We start from the raw sequence: 18,723 nt of genomic DNA on the forward strand, positions 1-18,723 counted from the left end.
CAGGTCATCGCGATGTGCCTTGATTGATGGCGTTGAACAGACAATGCGATTTGGCGTATGCTGGATGCGTTAAGTTGTGCAGCATTCACGTTGTGACTACTTGGCGTTTCACCTTCATTCTGTCAGCCAGCAGCTAGTGGTATCGGTGCTGGGATATAGAATGTTTAGCGGGGATGGTCTTTCACTGGTGAATTTTCGCCAGTTTAACGGAGTGTAATGCCAGAACGCTTTTGACTATCCTAGTTTGTAAGGTGGGTGAGCGTTAGCTCTGTTAACCACCCTTGGTATGTAGGTTGGCTGTAAAATCTGTTATGTACTCGAAGTTCTTGGTTTCTTGGTTCGGAGTCCAAAGATTTCGGTTGGCATCTGTTAAAGGTTAAGTATGTATTTTCTAGGAGTAACACGTTTTAGCTTATTTTCCCCGGATTCCGATGCGTGGAAATCATCCCGCGTTTCTGACTCGGAGAGTCGGGCATACCTCAACTACTTATACGCGCCGGAACGGATGGAGCCCCGGTTAAAGATTTTTGGGAAACTCAGCCTTCCCATCCTCGAGAAAGCCGCCGACAAGTACGAGCTCCGACATATCGTGCGCTATTCCGAAGAGATGCCCGATGAGTATAAGGACGTACTCAAGTCATTAGCTGATAAGTATGGCTTTATAATCCTGGAGCCACATGTCAATGGCAAGAGTAGCATGAATCCTTACGAGATCGGTTTTAGTTTGAATTCAGAGTGCTTCGGCTTATATAGGCTAGATGATGATGATTTACTCTCATCCGATTTTTTCGACCAGGTAGCCCGGTTTGTACAGCCTGATTTTGCCGGAATGCGCGTTTCTCTTGCCAGGGGTGTCACTGCGCTTTACGAGGATGGAGAGTTTAGCCTTTTTCGGGAGTGCTACAAACCGCAAATCGCGATTGGGCTGATGTCGGTTTACGGGAAGGATCCAAATGGCAGAATGATCGCGCCTCCCGATGTGGCACATAACCTGTCTGATCGCTATGGTTCGGTCGTCTTAAACGCCGAAAAGGTGTCTTGGCTTTGGACGCGGCACGTTGGTCAGGACACCGTCTATGGTGGCGACTCACCGTACGAAACGGTGAAGAAGGAACTCCTACGGTATCCCGCTGTTCCTAGTTATACACAGGTGGACTCTATTTTTCCCACTCTTGAGGGGCGATTGCGATCCCGGAAGAATAGAGAATTAGCTGCCAACGTTCGCATTGATTGCGATGGTGCGTGGTTTGAGACAGGTATCGGTCTTACTAACTTTTCTGTAGTGATTGAAGCGGAATTTGAAGATGAGTTGCATCCGACGTCAGCACTGTTGAAGTTCCAAATTGCCGACGCAAACGGGAATATTGTGCCTGCGCAATTTCCAATCGAAGGTTTGTCAATTTCGCCTTATGAGCATATCGGTTACTATCGTTACCTTTCGACGAAGGCAGGTAGGAATGTGCAAGAAATCGAAGTATCTGTGCCTGATGGGTACAAAGTAGTATCCATTGGTATCCAGCCATTCGGGGTGACTTCGCGTGCATTTTCTTTGCTATCACTAGCTGTGTGCGAATACTAGTGGTGATGTGGCAATGTCAACTTGATCGAAATCATTCCTCAGCTGCGGTGGGGGAGCTGTTGCTTCCAACTAGCTAACTTCAGTGACATAGATCCCACGGGCTTGAGCAAGCCGATGGGTTGCAGCACGCTGCCCGGCATCAAAGACAGCCAGCTCATTGCCAGTGATACTTACATCGACAGTCCGCCCGATAAGATTGAAGCGTCCTGGGTTTAGTTCCGCTTCTTTTACTATCCTGTACTGACGGGCTGAGTGAGATAATACTCGGTTTCTACTTCCTGCGGGGTGGCGTAGTCCAATGCTTCATGAAGGCGCTTGGTGTTCCACCAATGCACCCACCACAAGGTAGCTAACTCAACTTCTCCCACCGACGTCCACGGACCTTGAGCATGAATGAGCTCAGCTTTGTAGAGTCCATTGACCGTCTCCGCCAATGCGTTGTCATAGGAGTCACCGACTGTTCCCACTCGAGCGAACTCCAGATTCAGCTAAAGCCGTAGCATACTTCAACGACATGTGCTGACTGTCCCGATCACTATGGTGAATCAACTGGTTGCCACGGATTCTTCCAACAGTGGTTAACGCGTACTCTAACGCCTCCATCGGCAACGCATCAGTACGCATCGTCGAGCGCGTGGCAACACCAACAATTTTCCGGCTGAAGACATCCACCACAAACGCGGTGTAGGCGAATCCCGACAGCGTGCGGACATAGGTAATATCGGCAACCCAAAGCCTGCCCGGTGCATGCGCACGGAAGTTTCGCCGCACCAGGTCCGGGCAACAATCCTGCGTCTCGAGTGCAGCGTTGTGACCGGGTGAGCGAATATCTATTTAGAAACGGTGATCGACTGTTACTCCAGACGACTTGTAGGCTTCGCGATTGCCGATCACACACATGCGCACTGATCTGGTAGAAGAAGCACTTGAGCATGGCTGTCGTAGCCGTGGGAGTCTTGCTGGGGTGATTTTTCACTCAGATTACGGCAGCGTATATACCTCGTCGCAGTTTTTCAGGCTAGGTGCCGGCGCCTGCAGGTCACTCAGTCGATGTGCGCGGTTAGCACGGAGTGTCGGTAATTCATTGGCGGAGTCGTGTAACGCGACGTTGGGCCCAACCCCAGAAAAGTAGACACCATGGGGTGGTCAAATAATGGGTCTAAGCGTAGCGTATCGCTGTATCGCTACTCGCAACGAGATTCGTACCCGCAAGGAGTTAAATACCTGCACCAAGAATTGCTCCGACTGGTCGACAACGCCTATCTGTATTGGTTCTGTGCTTAGACGTGTCTGTTTCAAGTCAGTATGTTCAGGTTAGGGCAGAAACACCCGCACGTTGGGTGTTTCTGCTAGGGGCTCATCACGTGGTAAAAGATGAGCTTTCAGTAGAGCGAGGTACGGTTGGAGGAATTTAAGGCCAAAGCCCTTTCGTGTCAATTACTGTTTTACCGTCTAGATTGATAGTCGACACAGTCTTGAACTCATCGTGATCGACTAGGAGGACTACGATGTTTGCCATTCGTAGTGCGTTGTCTAGTTCGCTATATGTAGCATTTGAGCTCGAAGCTAGGGAACCAGGCAGTTCCTTCACGTTAGGTTCGACAACGAGGAACTTGTTGTCAGGGAACTTCGATACTGTTTTCTCCACGATGGCGAGTGCAGGGGACTCGCGCAGATCGTCGATATTCGGTTTGAACGAAAGCCCCAGAAGAGCAACAGTCGCGGTTGGGTTCGCATTGATTGCGGAATTGATCTTGTCCAGCACCCATTCCGGCTTAGAATCGTTCACCTCGCGTGCAGTTCGGATCAGGTTGGACAGGTTTGGTGAGGCTGCGACGATAAACCAGGGGTCAACCGCAATACAGTGTCCGCCTACGCCTGGGCCTGGCTGCAATATGTTCACGCGTGGATGATGGTTCGCCAGTTCGATGAGCTCCCACACGTCGATGCCGAAATCGTCGCAGATCATCGAGAGTTCGTTTGCGAATGCAATGTTGACGTCGCGGAAGGAGTTCTCTGTCAGCTTTGCAAGTTCTGCTGTGCGGTCGTTGGTCTTGAGCAGTTCTCCCTTGCAGAAGCTTGCATATACTGCCTCGGCGCGTTCCGCTGCTGCAGGAGACATACCACCAATAATTCGGTCGTTCGTGCGTAGCTCTTCCATGGCTTTGCCGGGCAAGATGCGCTCTGGGCAGTGGGCGAAGAAGACAACGGGCTTGGAGGAGTCCGAGTCATCGCCATCTGCGCGAAGGTCAGAGCGGAGTTCTAGAATCCGAGCGGCCATCTTCTCGGTTGTGGTTGGTGGGGAAGTGGACTCGAGGATAACCAGCTCGTCACCCTCGAGCTTTGGTGCGATAGCTTCAGCGGCTGAATAGATGAAGCGCATGTCAACGCTGTGGTCGTCGTTAAAAGGGGTTGGAACCGCAATGACGTAGTTCTTCGCGTGAGGCATTTGAGTGGTCGCCTTGAAGTTGCCGGACTCAAGGGCGTTCTTCAGCTCTTCCTCCAGTCCCGGCTCGACGATAGTGACATGGCCTGCGTTGACTGCGTCTACCTTTTCCTGTACCACATCAACGCCCAGTACCTTCAAACCGGATTCCGCCATCACCACGGCGGTTGGTAGTCCAATGTATCCAAGGCCGACAAATGCGACATCTGCGTCCATTTTCATTGCCACTTTCTGATAGGTAGTAGTTTAGGTGCAGCCGAGACTTTGAGTCCTGCGGCATATTGTCTGAATTGTACTAAAGCAGTCCAAATCAGCGTGATTGGGTCCCCGTAGTTTGGTCGGTTATACTGCACCGAGTTCCAAGTGGTTGGAGCAACTGGGGCTATAGCTCAGTCGGTTAGAGCCGCGGACTCATAATCCGCTGGTCGCGGGTTCGAGCCCCGCTGGCCCCACAAAGTATTTAGCGTTAGGCTACCTTTCGTCCTCTTTTGGCAAGGATGCCGCACTTTCGTGTTGTCTCTGTTGGCCTCGATTAACGAATGTATTTGCGAGTGGAGTGAGGGTTGCTATTCCAAGAAATATTGACCCGGCAATGGACTCAGGAGGGTCTAGGAAGAGCAGACTCAAGAATGTGCCGACAATGCCGAGTACAGTAATGATTGTGGCGACGATAAAGCCTGCTTTTGCCTCCCAGATTCTGTAGTCGAAGGCTTTCTGTGTATTCTGCCGGTCAGCGATAGTGTCTTGGTGGGCGTCGTCAAGAATTCGTTTACCGAGCCCACGTTCGATCTTCTCATAGCTGTCTATTATGTCCGGTGGAGGTATCGAGCTGGCCAGGAATGGCCGATAATAGCCCCGTGTCTGGTTAGTCCTGTGCCATCTCCCGGAATTGTCGGTTGATTTGAGTACGGATATTGTTCCCAATCTTGTTGAACGCTCGAGCTTGACGGGGTGGACCTGCCCCAGTAAAAGACGTACTTCAACGGGTTGGCAGGGAAATTGTCATCGGGCATAATAGAAAGAAACAGCTCAAAGGATTGTGATGAATTCAAGCTCTGATCTCGATTTTTTGCTCCCGGAACTCCGCTCTCACGTGGCACAGTATTTTGAACGGAATGATTATTACCAGGCCGTAACTGAAGCGTTCAAATTGGTTCGCCTCAGACTTGAAGAATTAACAGGTAATGAGAGTGCTAGCCGAGTTTTCGGAGAAAATACGCTTAACGAACAGTATTGGGGAAAAATTTATGGCTGTAGCCCGAACAACCAGCGTGAGATAGACTACCGCAGGGCTGTTGGGTACCTCCACCTCGCGATCCAATATTTCAGGAATGAGTTGGTCCACCAGGTTGCGGATGAGCGTTTCGACCGGAATCTCGCGCTCTCTTATGTCGCAACGGCTAACCTCGCTCTACACTGCATTGGCCCTGGGCTTCCAGAAGAATGGTTTGACCTATTTAATACGGAGCTTAAAGCTGTTCATGGAGCCTACCGGGCCCGACGTTGGTTCTACTCCGATTTAGCCAGTGGTGGGTGGATGTCCAAGCTAAGTGAAGGCTTTCAGGCTGATGCCCTGGTGCCATCGCAATTGCAAAGGTTGAAAGAGGCCGTACTCGCCGACCTAGAACTGCAGCACTCATATGATAGAAGCAACATCGAGTTCATGAAGTTGGAGTTTGTAGCCGGACAGCTGAGCGATGAGGACATAGACGTCATCATCACTGCGGCAGAATCAAATCCGAATAACGATCAGTCTGTGGGGTTCGAGGAATTCCTCCGGTACTGTAAACAAAAATATCCGACACTAGCCAGCGACCAGGTGGAGAACGCGCTCTCCCGGCGAGCGGTGGCTGAGTGATTAGTTAAAGCACTGATTCAGCAAGTGAAGTAATCTCCAATAGACTCAACCGCCGTGTTAGCTGCGGAAGGTTTGGTTGGCTATGCGGTGGTAGTCGGACCACATAGGGGTATGGGCGAAGAATTCTGTAACTTGAGAAGGTACTGAGTAGCCGGACCGCCGGATTACACAAACCCGTGTTTGCGAATGACCGCGCTACGTTTGCGGAACGCAGCGGTGAGCGCAGGGACTTGGTGGTCATGGAAGTCGAAAACCGTGGCGGCGCTTTCTGTACCGCGAGTGATGCGGCCGATCTGCTGGATGACGTTGCCTTTGAACGCGGCGGGAGCTGCGAGGACGAGGGCGTCGAGAGCTGGCAGGTCCACGCCCTCGCCTGCGATCTGTGACATGGCGATGAGGATGAACTGGGGCGTGCTGTCGAGGGCCTTTCGGGTGGCTTTGCGGTCCTTGGACGACTGTGCGCCGTGGAGCGTAAAGATTGGCACGCGGAGGTCGTGGTGATCGCGCGTGAGTAGCGTTTTGAGGGCGATGATGTGCTCGCGACGCTTGACCAGCACAAGGACACTGCTTCCGTCGGAGGTGGCGCGGGCGATGGTCTCGGCGATAAGTGTGTTGCGGGCGCTATCGGCGGCGAGGGCATTGTCGAGGTCTGGCCAGTAGAGGTGGGGCTCGTCGCAGGTGAACTCCGTGGTCTCCACAACGTAATGCTTGGGACCCGCATGCTCGAGTTCCATCGTGTGCCGGATAGGCCCACAGATCAGAGGTAGGAGGGCATCGAGGCCGTCGGATCGGTACGGAGTGGCGGTAAGGCCGTTGAAGAAGCGGACGTTGAGGTCTGCGAGGACGCGGGTGAGGCCAGCGGCGCCGACGCGGTGGCATTCGTCGATGATGATGTAGCCGTAGTCATTAAGGAAGTCGGTGCGTGAGTCGGCTCGGCTGATGGACTGGGCGGTGACAATGTCGATGTCTCCGCTGAGTTTCTTGGAGTTGCCGCCGTATTGGCCGATGGTGGGGCCGTCGAGAAACTTGGTGAGCGCTTCGCGCCACTGCGTGGCGAGCTCCACATTGGGGACGATGATGACGGTCGGCACTTGGCGGTGCGCGATCAGCGCGCAGGCCATCACGGTCTTGCCAGCGCCAGGAGGGGCAACGAGTACACCCGTGGGGTGTTTACGCATGGCTGCGACGGCTTTGCGCTGCTTGGGGCGCAGTTCGCCGGTGAACTCGGCTTGCAAGGTGCGAGGTTTGGGCGTTTTGCCGCGCCGGGTCACGGTGTAACCGGCGGTTTTGAGGATGGTGATGGCGTCGTCGAGTGTGCCGCGATCCAGGGTGAGAGTGTTGTCATGCTCGTCGAAACGGATAATGAGGCGGGGCGTTTGGAAGGTTGAAAGGCGTTGGGCCTGGCGGATGTAGAACTGTGGGTTGGGGATAGCGCCGAGGTGGCGAAGTGCGGTGGCTGTGGTGCCGTCGACGCCTTTGAGCGAGATGTGTACTCGGGAATCGTGCGTGATGAGTACCTTGCCGCTTTGTTTGAGCGCTTTGAGTTCGGCCTTGGTCGGCGGTTGGGGAAGTTGGGTCTCTGGGTCTGGTTGCAGGCGAGCCGCGATTTTCTTGAGCTGGGACTTAGACACTTTGGCAATCGAGGCGAGGGTGGCGAATTGATCGTCGGTGGGCTCGAAGGAGGCGTCGACAAAGATGGTGCGCTGCTGGGCGCGATGTTGGCCCGCGAGTGGGAGCGCAATGAGGTTGCCGAAGCCGTGGCGATTGCCGGGCAGCGTGTCCTGGGAAGGGAAGAAGCGATCGAAGCTGGTGAAGAACTGTTTCGGGCTGGCCTTAGCGAGCAAGCCAGTACCTACGGCGCGTGCGAGAGCAGCCGGGACGGGCTCGTCGAAGAAGAGCCACACGTGAGCACCGGTGCCGGAACGGGAGATTTCGATGAGGGGGTCGAGGCCGTACTTGCGACAGGTGCCGGCATACAGGCGGGCGGCGGTGCGGAAGTCGGCGTCATCGAAATCACAGGCGAGGAGGAAGCAGGTGTCGCCCTTGCATAGTGGGTAGAGACCGACGTGGAGGGTGTTGTCTCGACGGAGGTGCTGCTCGAGGACCTGCGGAGTGAGTGGCTTCAGGTTTGGATTGTTGCGGTCGTAACGGCCGTAAGATGCTGGTGACCAGCCTTTCTTCTCGCCGTTATGCCATGCGACGGCGTACACGTCCTCGCGGCCACGGAAGTAGTCGGCGAACAGGCGCAGCTTTGCGTCGGGGGAGGAGGCGTTGGTGACTGTGGTGAGGTCTTCGGGTGCTGGTGTTTGTGATGCTTGGGCTGGCGTAGTGGGCGGTGTCTTTTGGGGCTCGGTGAGGAATGGCTCGAAATCATCGGTGCCAAGGAACTTCGCGAGCGCGCGCTCCAGCAGTTGCACGCGGGCCTCGAGGTCGTCTGCGTTTGGCATGGTTGGCTCCGGTTATTCGGGGGGATCGATGGAGACAGTGTAACTGGGCCGGAGCGAGCTGGGCGACGGTATGCTGATTTGCAGCGTGGAGAGAGAATAAAACGATGCAGCTGGAGCTACATCGCACGAATGATGCTGAGCTTCTGGAACGGAAACGCGACCTCGTGGCTCGGCTCGAGGAGCAGTTGGGAGATCATCAGCTCACCCCGGATTGGCTACGATTTCTTGCAGACTCGGGATCGCTTACGCTGCAAGAACGCGCTATTTACGATGAGTTGTGCCGCGTTTTAACACTTTTGCAGGAGGGGTAAGGTACGCCGGGGAGAAGCGGCCTTCGCTTATATATTTGGAAATGGAAGCCAACCCCATGAACGAATTGGTAACCAGGTTTCGCAATTGAAGTTCCCTACATCCCGCAAAGTCCCCAGTTAGGCACTGAGTCGACGGTTAAGGCTCTCGGCATGCTCTCGTATGTGGTTGCTTGCGATGAGCGTCACGTTGAGGTCATGGCAAAAGGCTTTGAACCGTTCGTAATTCTCTTGCTGGGCAGACGTGGTCGGGTCTAGGGCAACCGCAGTGATCGAGAGGTGGTCTTTACTGATCTCGATTGGGGAGTCGTTGTACTTGAGCATGCCGCCTTCTTGCCACAGCTTGTCGATCTTCAACGTCCACGCATCGATGCGGGACCGTGTTGTAGCAGAACTGTTTACTTGGAAATTAAAAGCTTGATTCAGTTCCAATACGGTGTCTTCTCGCACTACGGCGAGGTTGAGATCGAGCTCGCGCCTGGCAACGGAGACATCGGCATCCGGAACTGTGGCTTTTCCGAGTTCCGGGAACGAGCGGTACACAGTGCGGATTTCCCTCTTCAACTGGCGGACTCCCGGTTTGACATCGCTTTGCGCTTGGCCGCCAATCAAAGTGTCAAAAAGCAACTGGGTTGCCTCGGAAATGTTTGCTGCATCCATGCTTTTGACTTGGTCGACTCGGATTATGTTCATCCAATGGCTACTGACAAAAGTTAAGTAGCCACGAAGTGAATAGCGATCCCCAAGGTAGAGAGGTTCTGTAGGAGCAGAAAGCTGCTCTAGTTCGTTCTTAAAATTTTGTAGCGCATGTTTGATCGCGTCTCGATTATCAGAATCAGTGAGCGCTCGGTGGGCATCCTTGAACCGGAACTGCGATTGTCCCGTGTGTGGATCGAGCACGATTACACCCACGCCGATGGTGGTGATCCCCATCGGCTGGGGGACTGCCCGAACGGTCCAGTAGTCGAATCGCATGTCAGATTCCTTGCTTGTCTCGGTAGCGCTTTAATATATCGCGGGTAGTGTCTTTTCGCGACAAGGCATAATTTATGAGCGCGTTCGCTTCGCTTTCGGAGATACCCCACTCGGGTGGTAGAGCATCCCACAACACATCACACAGTGATTTATCGAGCCTATCAAGAGCGTCTATCGCTTTATCCCAAGACCGTGTCGGAATTTTCTCCCGCAGCATTGGAATACGAGGTACTCCGGTTGGTGAATCAATAGGGGAGAACCCCCAGGGATACGGCGCCGAGTCGAACCAGAGCCCATGGTCTATTGACCACAATGCGTAGTCATCAGCACTGTCAACGAGTATTTGTAGATCTTCTTGTGCGTTACAGAGTACCCACATGGCAATCAGCTTTGGAATCTGGTTCGGATTGGAGTCATCTGTAACGTGAGGAATTACTTCGAAATCCTGCTGCAGGGTCCCGCTATGTAATGTCTCCGAGCCGAACAATGGGGTTCCGGAGAGCCGATATCGCTGCAGCCCAGCCCCAACCATACTGTTGCGCAGCCCCTCGGGAACGTAGATAATGTTCCATGGGCGAACTCGCGCACCGAGTCTATCTCCGATGATGCTTGCCGCTACTTCATTGACTACGGCTTCTCTACCGTGATCGCTTTCGAGTCGTTTACACCAATACATCTTGCCGTCACTGGCACGGCCAAGGAACGGTTTTGTTCCTGTTCCCCAAGCGACCTCCCCGATAATCGCGAGTTCGATTCGCTCACGCTGTCGTCGATGGGCTTCAAGAGAAACTATGTTTTCGGCCGACATAAGTCACTCCGCTCACTGCAAATTGGTCTTAATCGAATTGTCGTCTTATTGGGCTCCATCCTAATGGTTCAGAATGCTTGGGCGGAGCGGTTGCGTTCGTCAATTCCAAAGGGAAATCGCCGATAGTAATAGCAAGCCAGACGTATCGAGGTCCTGCTGCTGACTAGCTGGAAAACGCTGTGGAACCTAATGATTCCTGGGGTTGGGATCTTCTGGCGCACTATTCGCAAGCGATTCCGTCGCCGTCCCGGTCGAGCTTCCTGCTGTAGCCGGGTTGCCCCTCGTAGATCGGCGCGGCCCCGGCAGCGCGTGCCTCGGAGCAGTTGGCGTAGTAAACACGGGCTGGTGCTGGGGCAGGCGCAGCTGGCATTGGTTGCTCGATTACAGGCTCGGGTACGGGAGCCTGTGCAGGTTCTTCGGCTGGGATGTCGGCGAATTTGGCGATGCCTGCCGTGGTCTCTTCGGATGTGAAACTGGTTGTGGAGGAGCTGCTGTGAGTGGAGCTGGTTGTCGACGTGCGTGTTGTAGTGGTTGCTGCTGAGGTGGATTCACTCACGGTAGAAGTAGTTGTCGGCGCAGCGCTGGTCGGAGTGGGCTCCGTATCAGGGGTGTCCTCGAGTTCGGGGGAGAGGCTGCTACCAGCGATAAGCAACACGAGCGTTGTCAACCAGACAAGAGGCCACCTGCGGTTTACTGGGGTGAACTGAGGGGCATCGCCCATGCTGTTGAGAACCAACGAGTCGCGCTGGCGATCGAGTAGCTTGCGCAGCTGCTCGTGGTTCGCCACAGCTTCTTGTGTCTCCTCGTAGTGCTTCTTATCTTGGGTCTCGCACCACAACCACCAGGCGCCCGGCACAATGAAGGCTGCGGCAAGCAGGATGCCACCAATTCCGCCGGAAAACACGCGGATGACGCCGAGCGCTATCGCGATCCAAGCGAGCACTGTTTTGGTTTTAGAAGAAGACCGTTGTGTTTGTGGCTGGGTGGCGTAACTCATGGTTGACCTTTCGGTTCAAGGCGCGGGGGGGGGGGTACCATCAGGGTAAGCGAAAGGCCCGAGGATGCGGAAACCTCGGGCCTTTCGCTTTGCTCCTCCAACTGGGCTCGAACCAGTGACCCTTCGATTAACAGTCGAATGCTCTGCCAACTGAGCTATGGAGGAATACGCACTAGGTGCGAAAGACACTCTAGCGCATGACATGGAACAAGGGAAATCTGCGGTCCGCATAGACTGGGAACTGGCGTAAAGGTGGGGGAATGGGCGTCGAAAAGTGGGAAGAAGCTGTAGCGTGGGGCCATGGCTACGACATATCGAGTACAAAATCCGGCGACGAATGAGATCGTCGCAACGTTTGAGCAGACCACCGACCAGGAGCTGCAGGACACCCTCCAGCGCGCCGACGCTGCGTACAAGACATGGAGTGCCCTCAACTACGAGGAACGTGCCGCGTACCTGCGCAAAGTTGCCCAGCTTTTCGACGAGCGCCGCGACACCCTCGTGAACATCATCGCCGAGGAGATGGGCAAGGCCATCGACCAAGGCGACGGGGAAGTCAGCGAATGCGTGGAAATCTGCAACTACTACGCAGACCACGGTGCCGAGTTCGGCGCGGACGAGCCGCTGCCGCACGACGGCGGGGAGGTTGTGATCCGGAAGGTACCGCTCGGCGTGATCGTCGGCGTGATGCCGTGGAACTTCCCGTACTACCAAGTCGCGCGCTTCGCGGCGCCGACGCTGATGGCGGGTAACACCATCATCCTGAAGCACGCGTCCATCTGCCCGCGCTCCGCGGAAGCAATCCAGCAGATCTTCGACGACGCCGGCGTGCCCGAAGGCGTGTTCAACTACCGCCGCATTAGCCACAACCAGATCGAAGACCTGCTCGCAGACTCACGAGTGCAAGGCGTATCGCTCACCGGTTCCGAGGGGGCAGGCAAGGCCGTAGCGAAGGCGGCAGGCGCCAACCTGAAGAAGGCCCTGCTGGAGCTCGGCGGTACCGACGCCTACATCATCTTGGATACTGACGACATTGATCGCGAAGTGCGCACCGCCTTGGCAAAGCGCATGAGCAACGTCGGCCAGGCGTGCACCTCCAACAAACGCATCATCGTCATGGACGACATCTACGACGAGTTCGTTTCCAAGATGGTCGACGCCGTGTCAGCCCTTCGCCAGGGCGACCCGTTCTCGCCGGAAGACGGTCACTACTACCCGCTATCCTCCCGCGAAGCCGCCGAAACGTTGCGTGACCAAGTCGCCGCAGCCGTCGACGCCGGCGCCACCCTGCACTGTGGCGGCGAACTGACTGGGGAAGGCGCCTACTTCACCCCGGCCGTCATCACCGACATCCCGGTCGGCTCCGACTCCTACTACGAGGAGTTCTTCGGGCCCGTCGTGGAAATCTACAAGGTGTCCTCCGATGAGGAAGCCGTGGAGCTGGCCAACAACTCCCGCTACGGTCTCGGCGGCGCCGTGTTCTCCACCGATGAGGAGCGCGCGAAGAAGGTTGCCAACCAGGTCGTCACCGGCATGATCCACGTCAACATCCCGCAGGCCCGCGGTGCAGGCCTGCCGTTCGGCGGCGTGAAGAACTCCGGCTTCGGCCGTGAAATGGGTCCGCTCGGGATGGACGAGTTTGTGAACAAGCAGCGCTACTTCGTGGCGAAGTAGCGCTGTGGTTCGGGGGCTTTCGGGGTCGGAGTAGTCACCGAAAGCTGGCTCGGAATTTTGTGAACAGAATTGCGTCTGCTGCCGGCGGGGCTAATCCCGCTTCAGCGGGCGCACCTCTACGTTGACACCGACAGGGCCCGCCACGGACTCGATCTCCACGGTGCGCGGTCCCTCACCTGCGAAGTCGAGGGAAGAGAGCGTCTCCGTGGCTTCCGCGGTGAACAGCTCAATGGAGCCGCGGTCGAGGTAGATGTCCAGGGCGTCGCCCGGGGTCCAAGGCATGGAGCGGTAGCCGCTGCCGGCGCCGTTACCCCGCGCGAGCACCAGGTGGATGCGCTCGGCGAGGGTGTCGAACACGATGTGGGCGGAGGGGGCGTCGTCACGAATGAGGTGGAGGACCACTTGCTCGCAGGTGTTTGTCTGCAGCGGGACGGGCTGCTCCAGGTCGGGGGTGACGCGCAGCCATGCCTCCTCAAACGGGGGAAGGGTTGTTGTTTCGCCTGCTTGGAGGGTGGCGTCGTGCGTTTCGGCGGGGCCGAAGAGCCCGGCGATTTCGGGGGCGGGCGCGCAGTGGAGCGTGAGGGCGTCGCTAAGAGAGAGCTCCCGGGGGAGGCTGAGTTGACCGGACCAACCGTCCTCGCGCGAGGCGAGTGGGTGAGCGAACTCGCCCATCCAGCCGAACGCCAGGCGGCGGTTGTTGGGGGCGGCGAAGGACTGGGTGGCGTAGAAGTGGTGGCCCCAGTCGAGAAGCCGGAAGTCGGTTTCGGGCACGAACTGCGCGCCGGGTTCCCACGAGCCCACGACGTAGCCGACGTTGTGGCCGTTGCGCAGGCTGTACCCGGAGCGGATCGGCGTGCGCACCATCGGGCCGTAGACGAGCGCCCACTTGCCGTCGAGGAAGAAGAAATCAGGGCATTCGACCATGAAGACGTTCGGGTCTGGGTCGACAAAGAGGGAGCCGGCCTCGAACCAGTTGTAGAGATCCTCGGAAGTATAGAGCAGCACGTGACCGCGCCCGTCCACCTCTGCGCCGATGGTCATGTACCAGCGGCCGTCGTGGGAGAACACCTTCGGATCGCGCGCATCCGCCTTGACGGGTGGGACCACGGCGCCGTGCTTTTCAAAGTGGATGCCGTCGGTAGAGGTGGCCAACATCTGGGTCTGGAACTTACCGTCCTTATCATCGACGCCGTTGACCCAGCGGTTACCCGTATAGAACGCAAAGAGAGTGCCATCGTGGACGACGGCGGAACCGGACCAGATGCCGTCGGCATCGTCGGAACCAGGCTCACCTGGCGCTAGCGCGATAGGCTCCTCGCGCCACTCGAGCAGGTCCGCGGAGGAGGCGTGGCCCCAGTGCATCGGGCCCCACGCCGGGCTATACGGGTGATGCTGGAAGAAAGCGTGAAACCGGCCGTCGAAAACACAGAGACCATTCGGGTCGTTGATCCAGCCGCCAGGGGCTGCGACGTGGAAGGAGGGGTACCAGCGGTCGTTGGTGTGGCGGAGGGGTTGCATGATGAAACCTTTCTAGAAACGTTGCGGGCTAGTGAGTTGGGATTTCTTCGGGGTTGACCACGGCTTCATCGTCGCGTTTCAGCGCGAAGACCGCGATCACACCTGCTACGAAGACCACGCCTGAGATGACGAAGAACGTTGGCTGGTAACCAATCTGGTCGCGGAGCGAGCCCAGCGGGGTGGACAGGATCACGTTGCCGAGCTGCGAAGACAGCTGGAAGGCCACCAAGTACAGGGTTGCGGAGAGCGCCTTGTTGAAGTGGATCGCAAAGTACTTGAAGATAGCCAGGATGCACAGCGGAACCTCAAACGCGTGCAGCATCTTCGCGATACTGATCAACACCGGGCCGGTAAACGCTGCGCAGAGGAAAATACGGACGAACATGACGCCGATGCCCAACAGCAGCGTATTGCGGGCGCCCACCTTGCGCATCAACAGTGGGATGAGGCCCATCATGATCGCCTCGAGGAAGACCTGTACCGAGTTCAACGTGCCGTACGCGCGCTGGCCGATCTCCGGCGAGCTAAACAGGGACGTGTAGAAGTCCGGGAACATCTGCTGGTCAAACACGGAGTAGAACGTCCAGGACAGCAACACAATCACGATGACCTTCCATACGTGGCTGTCCTTGAGCAGGCCGACCATCTCAGAAACAGGCGGAGTCTTCGCTGCGACCTCCTCAATCGAGGCCTCCTGGGCAGTGCCCTTCGGGTGCCAGAACAACTGCGTGCACAGCAGCAGCGCGCCGAGCGCGGAACCGATCCAGAAGTTCAGCATCGGGTTGATCGTAAAGAAGATACCTGCGAGCAGTGCGACGATCGCGTAGGCAAACGAACCCCACATGCGGGCCTGGCCGTACTCGAAGCCGGTGCGGTTTGCCATCCTCTCCACGAACGCCTCCAGCAGCCCAGCGCCAGCCACAAACCCGGCCGAGAGCACCACGCCACCCAGGATTGCGCCGACGACGAAGTGGTCGCGCAGCAACGGGTGGTAAATGAACTGCGTGAACGGCCCAATGAGTGTTGCACTCGCACCAATGAAGATGGTCAGCGGGCGTTTCAGGTCCAGCTTGTCTTGGAGCACGCCGTACACCAGCATCAACGCCATCGTGATAGCGCCCTGGATGGCGTACACGGTACCTACCTGCGCGCCGTTGAGCTGCAGGCCACCGGCCTCAGACGTGAGCCAGATTTGATAGAAGGACCACCAGATTCCCCACGCTGCGAAGAACAAGAAAATCGTGGCGGAACCGAAGCGGTACGCGGGGTTTGAAAACTGCGATCGAAGCATCTCCATCGCCGAATGTCCTTTCGTGTGAGGCCCGGGGGTAGCCGGGCACGACAATGGCTTCGCAGGGATATGTGCAGGTGCGCGTGCTGCGCTTCTCGTTTTGGTCCTTGCAGCGACCCTGCTTAAACCTTTAAGCGCATAGTATGTCGGGGGTATGCGAAAGGTGGGGAAGTTGCTAAAACGATTTAGCGAGCTTGGGAAACGCTCCCACGCTCAACCACTTTCAGGGGGAGCAATGTGGGATTCTCGGCTTCGGGCTGGTCGCCGGACAAAAGCTCAACCAACATGTGCGCCGCTCGCGCACCCATCTCCTGATACGGTAGCCGGAACGTCGTCAACCCCGGCCGCACCAACGCCGCCAAATCCTCATCATCAAACGACAACACCGAAATTGACGACGCCACCCCGAGACCCGCGTCCTGCATCGCCTGATACACACCCAGCGCCAAACGATCGTTCGCAGCAAGGACCGCGGTGGGGTAGGTTGCTGGATCGCCGTCAAGAATTTCCGACATCCGCGCATAGCCCACGGCCGGCTCCCACACCGACGCGTGCCCCTCCGCATGGAGCCGGATTCCGTGATGCGCCAGGGCCTCGTCGATACCGCGCATACGCTCGCAGATACTGAACGAAGGCGTCTCGGATTGTGGGAACCGGCCAATCAACGCAATCGAGCGGTGCCCCCGCGCCACCAAATACTCAATCGCATCCCTGCCAGCGGCAAAGTCATCCGGCAAAATCGCAGGAAGATCGCCAGACTGGCCGTTACAAATCACAAGCGGCAAATTCGTTTTCGGCAGATCAAGCTCGCGCGACGCCATCAACCCGACCACAACACCATCCACGTTCCGAGACTCCAACGCACGCAACGCCGGAGCAAACCGATCCGAACGGTGGCCAGTCTCCGCCATCATGACCGCGTGGCCAAGCCGCTCGGCCTCGTCCACGATCCCCGTAATCATCGGGGAGGCGAAACGCGTAGTGGTGACCTCGTCGGAAAGGAAACCAATCGTGTGCGTGCGTCCAGTCTTGAGCGCCCGCGCCAAGGTGTTTGGGCGGTAGCCCAGCTCGCGGGCCGCTTCCCGGACCTTCCGCACTGTCTCTTCCGGAATGCGCGAACCAGGTTTGCCGTTCAGTGCGAGGCTCACAGTGGCCGTTGAGACGCCGAGATGCGTCGCGATATCCGCGAGCGTGACACGATGCGAACTTCTGGACATTTGAGGAAGTATAGCGTGGATGGTCTGGTCTTGGTTGGGATGGGCGTGGTGGGATGCGGTGGGGTGGAAGGTGTCGTCGGAAGCTGACTCGGGATTTTGTGAACAGAATTGCGTCTGCTGCGGGTCGGACTACTCGCAGGCGACGCCATCACCATCGCGGTCGAGCTTCGAACGGTACCCGGGTTCATGGCTGTAGATCGGGGTGACACCCGCGCGGCGAGCTTCTGCGCACGACTTGTAGTGGCCATTGGCAGGCAGCTTGCCGCTGCGCGAAGGTGCGGACGCCTGCTTTGGAGCTGGGGCCGGGGCTGGTTTTGGAGCAGGGGCTGGTTTTGGAGCAGGGGCAGGCTTCTTCGCTGGAGGTCCAGGGATAATGCCTGGCAGTGGATTCGGGATGATGCGCTGCTGGACCGCCCAGAACGTAGCACCAGCGCCGATGCCCAGAATCGCGAGGATGCTTGTGACTGCGATGGCTGCGATGGCGCCGTCGGAAAGCCCCTCAGAAGGGGTCTCCGGCTTGGAGGCCGTGGTGGTTGCCGGGGCGGGGCTTTCGGGAGCGGCGTGCGCTGGTGCTGCGACACCGAGCGTGAGCGAGCAGGCGAGGGCTGCTGCAATAGTTGTTTTTCTCATATGTAAAACATGTCATAAACATTGGAAAATCCTGAATTGTTGCGCTGCGATGGCGTGCTCGGTACGCCTTGCGCTGCTGACGAGCGCCAAGGGCGAAGCGGATCCGCTGGTATTCGAGATTCTTGGTCCGGCGGAAAGCGAGGGCGCATAACTTGTGGGCGCATGCCTCGGTTGTTCCGGTCGACCGGAGCGGGGCGCGCGTCGGTTTAGGCTTAAGCCGACTCAACGGAAAATATATGTGTATAAAACTATCCGGTTTTCCGTGATGATGTTCTCCGGGGAACCCGCAGCCTACCGCGCCACACGACACGAGGTGACTAGACGCAGCTTGACCAGGTGGTTTCAACTGTTGCGGTTTATCGTGGTGTCCAGCGTGACAGACCCGTATCGCGTATACGATCAGGTCTTAATCTACGGCACCTACTTCGGACCCAGCAGTTACATTACGGGTCCACGATTTGTGGGCAACCCCACTGGCTTTTGTAAAAATTCTTTACATGTCATTTCGCTAATTCGCAGTCCTGCAAGACTTCTCCTGGGCTAGTCAAAGGAGGCTTCACCTCGTTTTAGTCGTTCTTCGTTTTCACCAAGCTCTGGTCCACCGCACGAGGTCGAGCTATCCCTGTCAGCGATGGGGTGTGCGAACAGCCTGGAGCTCGGGGAGTGATTTCAGGCAGATGGAAAAGGCGAAGCGGTTTGTGATGAAACATCTCATAAAACTCTTGAATCGGTGGACATTATTGGTTATGATCAGGGCAACGCTGGCGATAAGTCCTCCAGGGGAGGACTTCTTACCCCGATAGGTGAGATAGCCAGCTTCTTTATGTTCTATGGTCGCCCCCATGGAAGGGTTAAGGGTCAAAATGTGTGTCTGGCTCGGCGTGTCGCGGGGGTTAGATTTGGCCTTTTTGAATGCCGATTGAGTGGGTGTAGTCGGTGTCGATAGCGTTGTCGTAGAGGGCTGGGCGTCCTGTT

General features: G+C 56.8%; 13 protein-coding genes, 2 tRNA genes and 3 pseudogenes. 6 read left to right on the top strand and 12 right to left on the bottom strand.

From position 1 onward, the window contains the following. The first annotated feature begins 382 nt into the window (after positions 1–382). Complete coding sequence (locus BJP08_RS01135) at positions 383–1,579, top strand: glycosyltransferase (RefSeq protein ID WP_071567876.1); 1,197 nt, start codon at positions 383–385, stop codon at positions 1,577–1,579. A 230-nt stretch (positions 1,580–1,809) separates the two neighbouring features. On the opposite strand, the pseudogene BJP08_RS11300 reads toward BJP08_RS01135, so the two are convergent. Continuing rightward, positions 1,810–2,368, bottom strand: a pseudogene (locus BJP08_RS11300) (IS3 family transposase); the annotation flags it as partial. A 36-nt stretch (positions 2,369–2,404) separates the two neighbouring features. Here BJP08_RS11300 and BJP08_RS11305 point away from each other — a divergent pair. After that, positions 2,405–2,690 (top strand): annotated as a pseudogene (locus BJP08_RS11305) (transposase); the annotation flags it as partial. Between the two features lie 300 nt (positions 2,691–2,990). On the opposite strand, the gene wecC reads toward BJP08_RS11305, so the two are convergent. Next, positions 2,991–4,247 carry a UDP-N-acetyl-D-mannosamine dehydrogenase gene (gene wecC / locus BJP08_RS01150; protein WP_071567877.1) on the bottom strand — a complete coding sequence of 419 codons (1,257 nt, stop codon included), beginning with the start codon at positions 4,245–4,247 and terminating at the stop codon, positions 2,991–2,993. A gap of 156 nt (positions 4,248–4,403) precedes the next feature. On the opposite strand from wecC, the gene BJP08_RS01155 reads away from it, so the two are divergent. After that, positions 4,404–4,477: transfer RNA gene (locus tag BJP08_RS01155), tRNA-Ile, on the top strand. Between the two features lie 590 nt (positions 4,478–5,067). Next, positions 5,068–5,883 (top strand): TIGR02391 family protein, encoded by an 816-nt coding sequence (locus BJP08_RS01160; RefSeq protein WP_071567878.1) that lies wholly within the window; start codon positions 5,068–5,070, stop codon positions 5,881–5,883. Positions 5,884–6,047: 164 nt separating this feature from the next. Here BJP08_RS01160 and BJP08_RS01165 read toward each other — a convergent pair whose 3' ends face one another. The 5 genes from BJP08_RS01165 to BJP08_RS01190 form a co-directional block, all read right to left on the bottom strand. Further along, positions 6,048–8,330, bottom strand: coding sequence for a DEAD/DEAH box helicase (locus tag BJP08_RS01165; RefSeq protein ID WP_071567879.1), 2,283 nt, complete (start codon positions 8,328–8,330; stop codon positions 6,048–6,050). Positions 8,331–8,758: 428 nt separating this feature from the next. After that, positions 8,759–9,613 carry a DUF3037 domain-containing protein gene (locus BJP08_RS01175; protein ID WP_071567881.1) on the bottom strand — a complete coding sequence of 285 codons (855 nt, stop codon included), beginning with the start codon at positions 9,611–9,613 and terminating at the stop codon, positions 8,759–8,761. 1 nt (position 9,614) lies between these two features. Further along, positions 9,615–10,421 carry a HipA family kinase gene (locus BJP08_RS01180; RefSeq protein WP_071567882.1) on the bottom strand — a complete coding sequence of 269 codons (807 nt, stop codon included), beginning with the start codon at positions 10,419–10,421 and terminating at the stop codon, positions 9,615–9,617. Between the two features lie 220 nt (positions 10,422–10,641). Beyond that, the gene (locus tag BJP08_RS11810; protein ID WP_255364714.1) at positions 10,642–11,364 is read right to left on the bottom strand and encodes an excalibur calcium-binding domain-containing protein; all 723 of its coding nucleotides are present in this window, start codon (positions 11,362–11,364) and stop codon (positions 10,642–10,644) included. A 146-nt stretch (positions 11,365–11,510) separates the two neighbouring features. After that, a tRNA-Asn gene (locus tag BJP08_RS01190) sits at positions 11,511–11,583 on the bottom strand. Positions 11,584–11,718: 135 nt separating this feature from the next. Here BJP08_RS01190 and BJP08_RS01195 point away from each other — a divergent pair. Next, entirely contained in the window at positions 11,719–13,092 is a 1,374-nt protein-coding gene (locus BJP08_RS01195; RefSeq protein WP_071567883.1) for an NAD-dependent succinate-semialdehyde dehydrogenase, read from the top strand. Between the two features lie 90 nt (positions 13,093–13,182). Here BJP08_RS01195 and BJP08_RS01200 read toward each other — a convergent pair whose 3' ends face one another. From BJP08_RS01200 to BJP08_RS01215, 4 genes are all read right to left on the bottom strand, one after another. Further along, complete coding sequence (locus tag BJP08_RS01200; protein WP_071567884.1) at positions 13,183–14,610, bottom strand: glycoside hydrolase family 32 protein; 1,428 nt, start codon at positions 14,608–14,610, stop codon at positions 13,183–13,185. Between the two features lie 28 nt (positions 14,611–14,638). After that, positions 14,639–15,907 carry an MFS transporter gene (locus tag BJP08_RS01205; protein ID WP_071567886.1) on the bottom strand — a complete coding sequence of 423 codons (1,269 nt, stop codon included), beginning with the start codon at positions 15,905–15,907 and terminating at the stop codon, positions 14,639–14,641. A gap of 179 nt (positions 15,908–16,086) precedes the next feature. Further along, on the bottom strand, positions 16,087–17,118 hold the full coding sequence (locus BJP08_RS01210) for a LacI family DNA-binding transcriptional regulator (RefSeq protein ID WP_071567889.1): 1,032 nt from the start codon (positions 17,116–17,118) through the stop codon (positions 16,087–16,089). Positions 17,119–17,247: 129 nt separating this feature from the next. Continuing rightward, on the bottom strand, positions 17,248–17,748 hold the full coding sequence (locus tag BJP08_RS01215; protein ID WP_071567890.1) for an excalibur calcium-binding domain-containing protein: 501 nt from the start codon (positions 17,746–17,748) through the stop codon (positions 17,248–17,250). Between the two features lie 268 nt (positions 17,749–18,016). Here BJP08_RS01215 and BJP08_RS11815 point away from each other — a divergent pair. Beyond that, positions 18,017–18,175, top strand: a pseudogene (locus BJP08_RS11815) (IS256 family transposase); the annotation flags it as partial. 198 nt (positions 18,176–18,373) lie between these two features. Here BJP08_RS11815 and BJP08_RS11750 read toward each other — a convergent pair. Next, positions 18,374–18,723, bottom strand: a 350-nt coding sequence (locus tag BJP08_RS11750; RefSeq protein ID WP_218160219.1) for a hypothetical protein, incomplete at its 5' end; no start/stop codon positions are given.

It is taken from the genome of Corynebacterium sp. NML140438, assembly GCF_001875725.1.
GTDB lineage: Bacteria > Actinomycetota > Actinomycetes > Mycobacteriales > Mycobacteriaceae > Corynebacterium.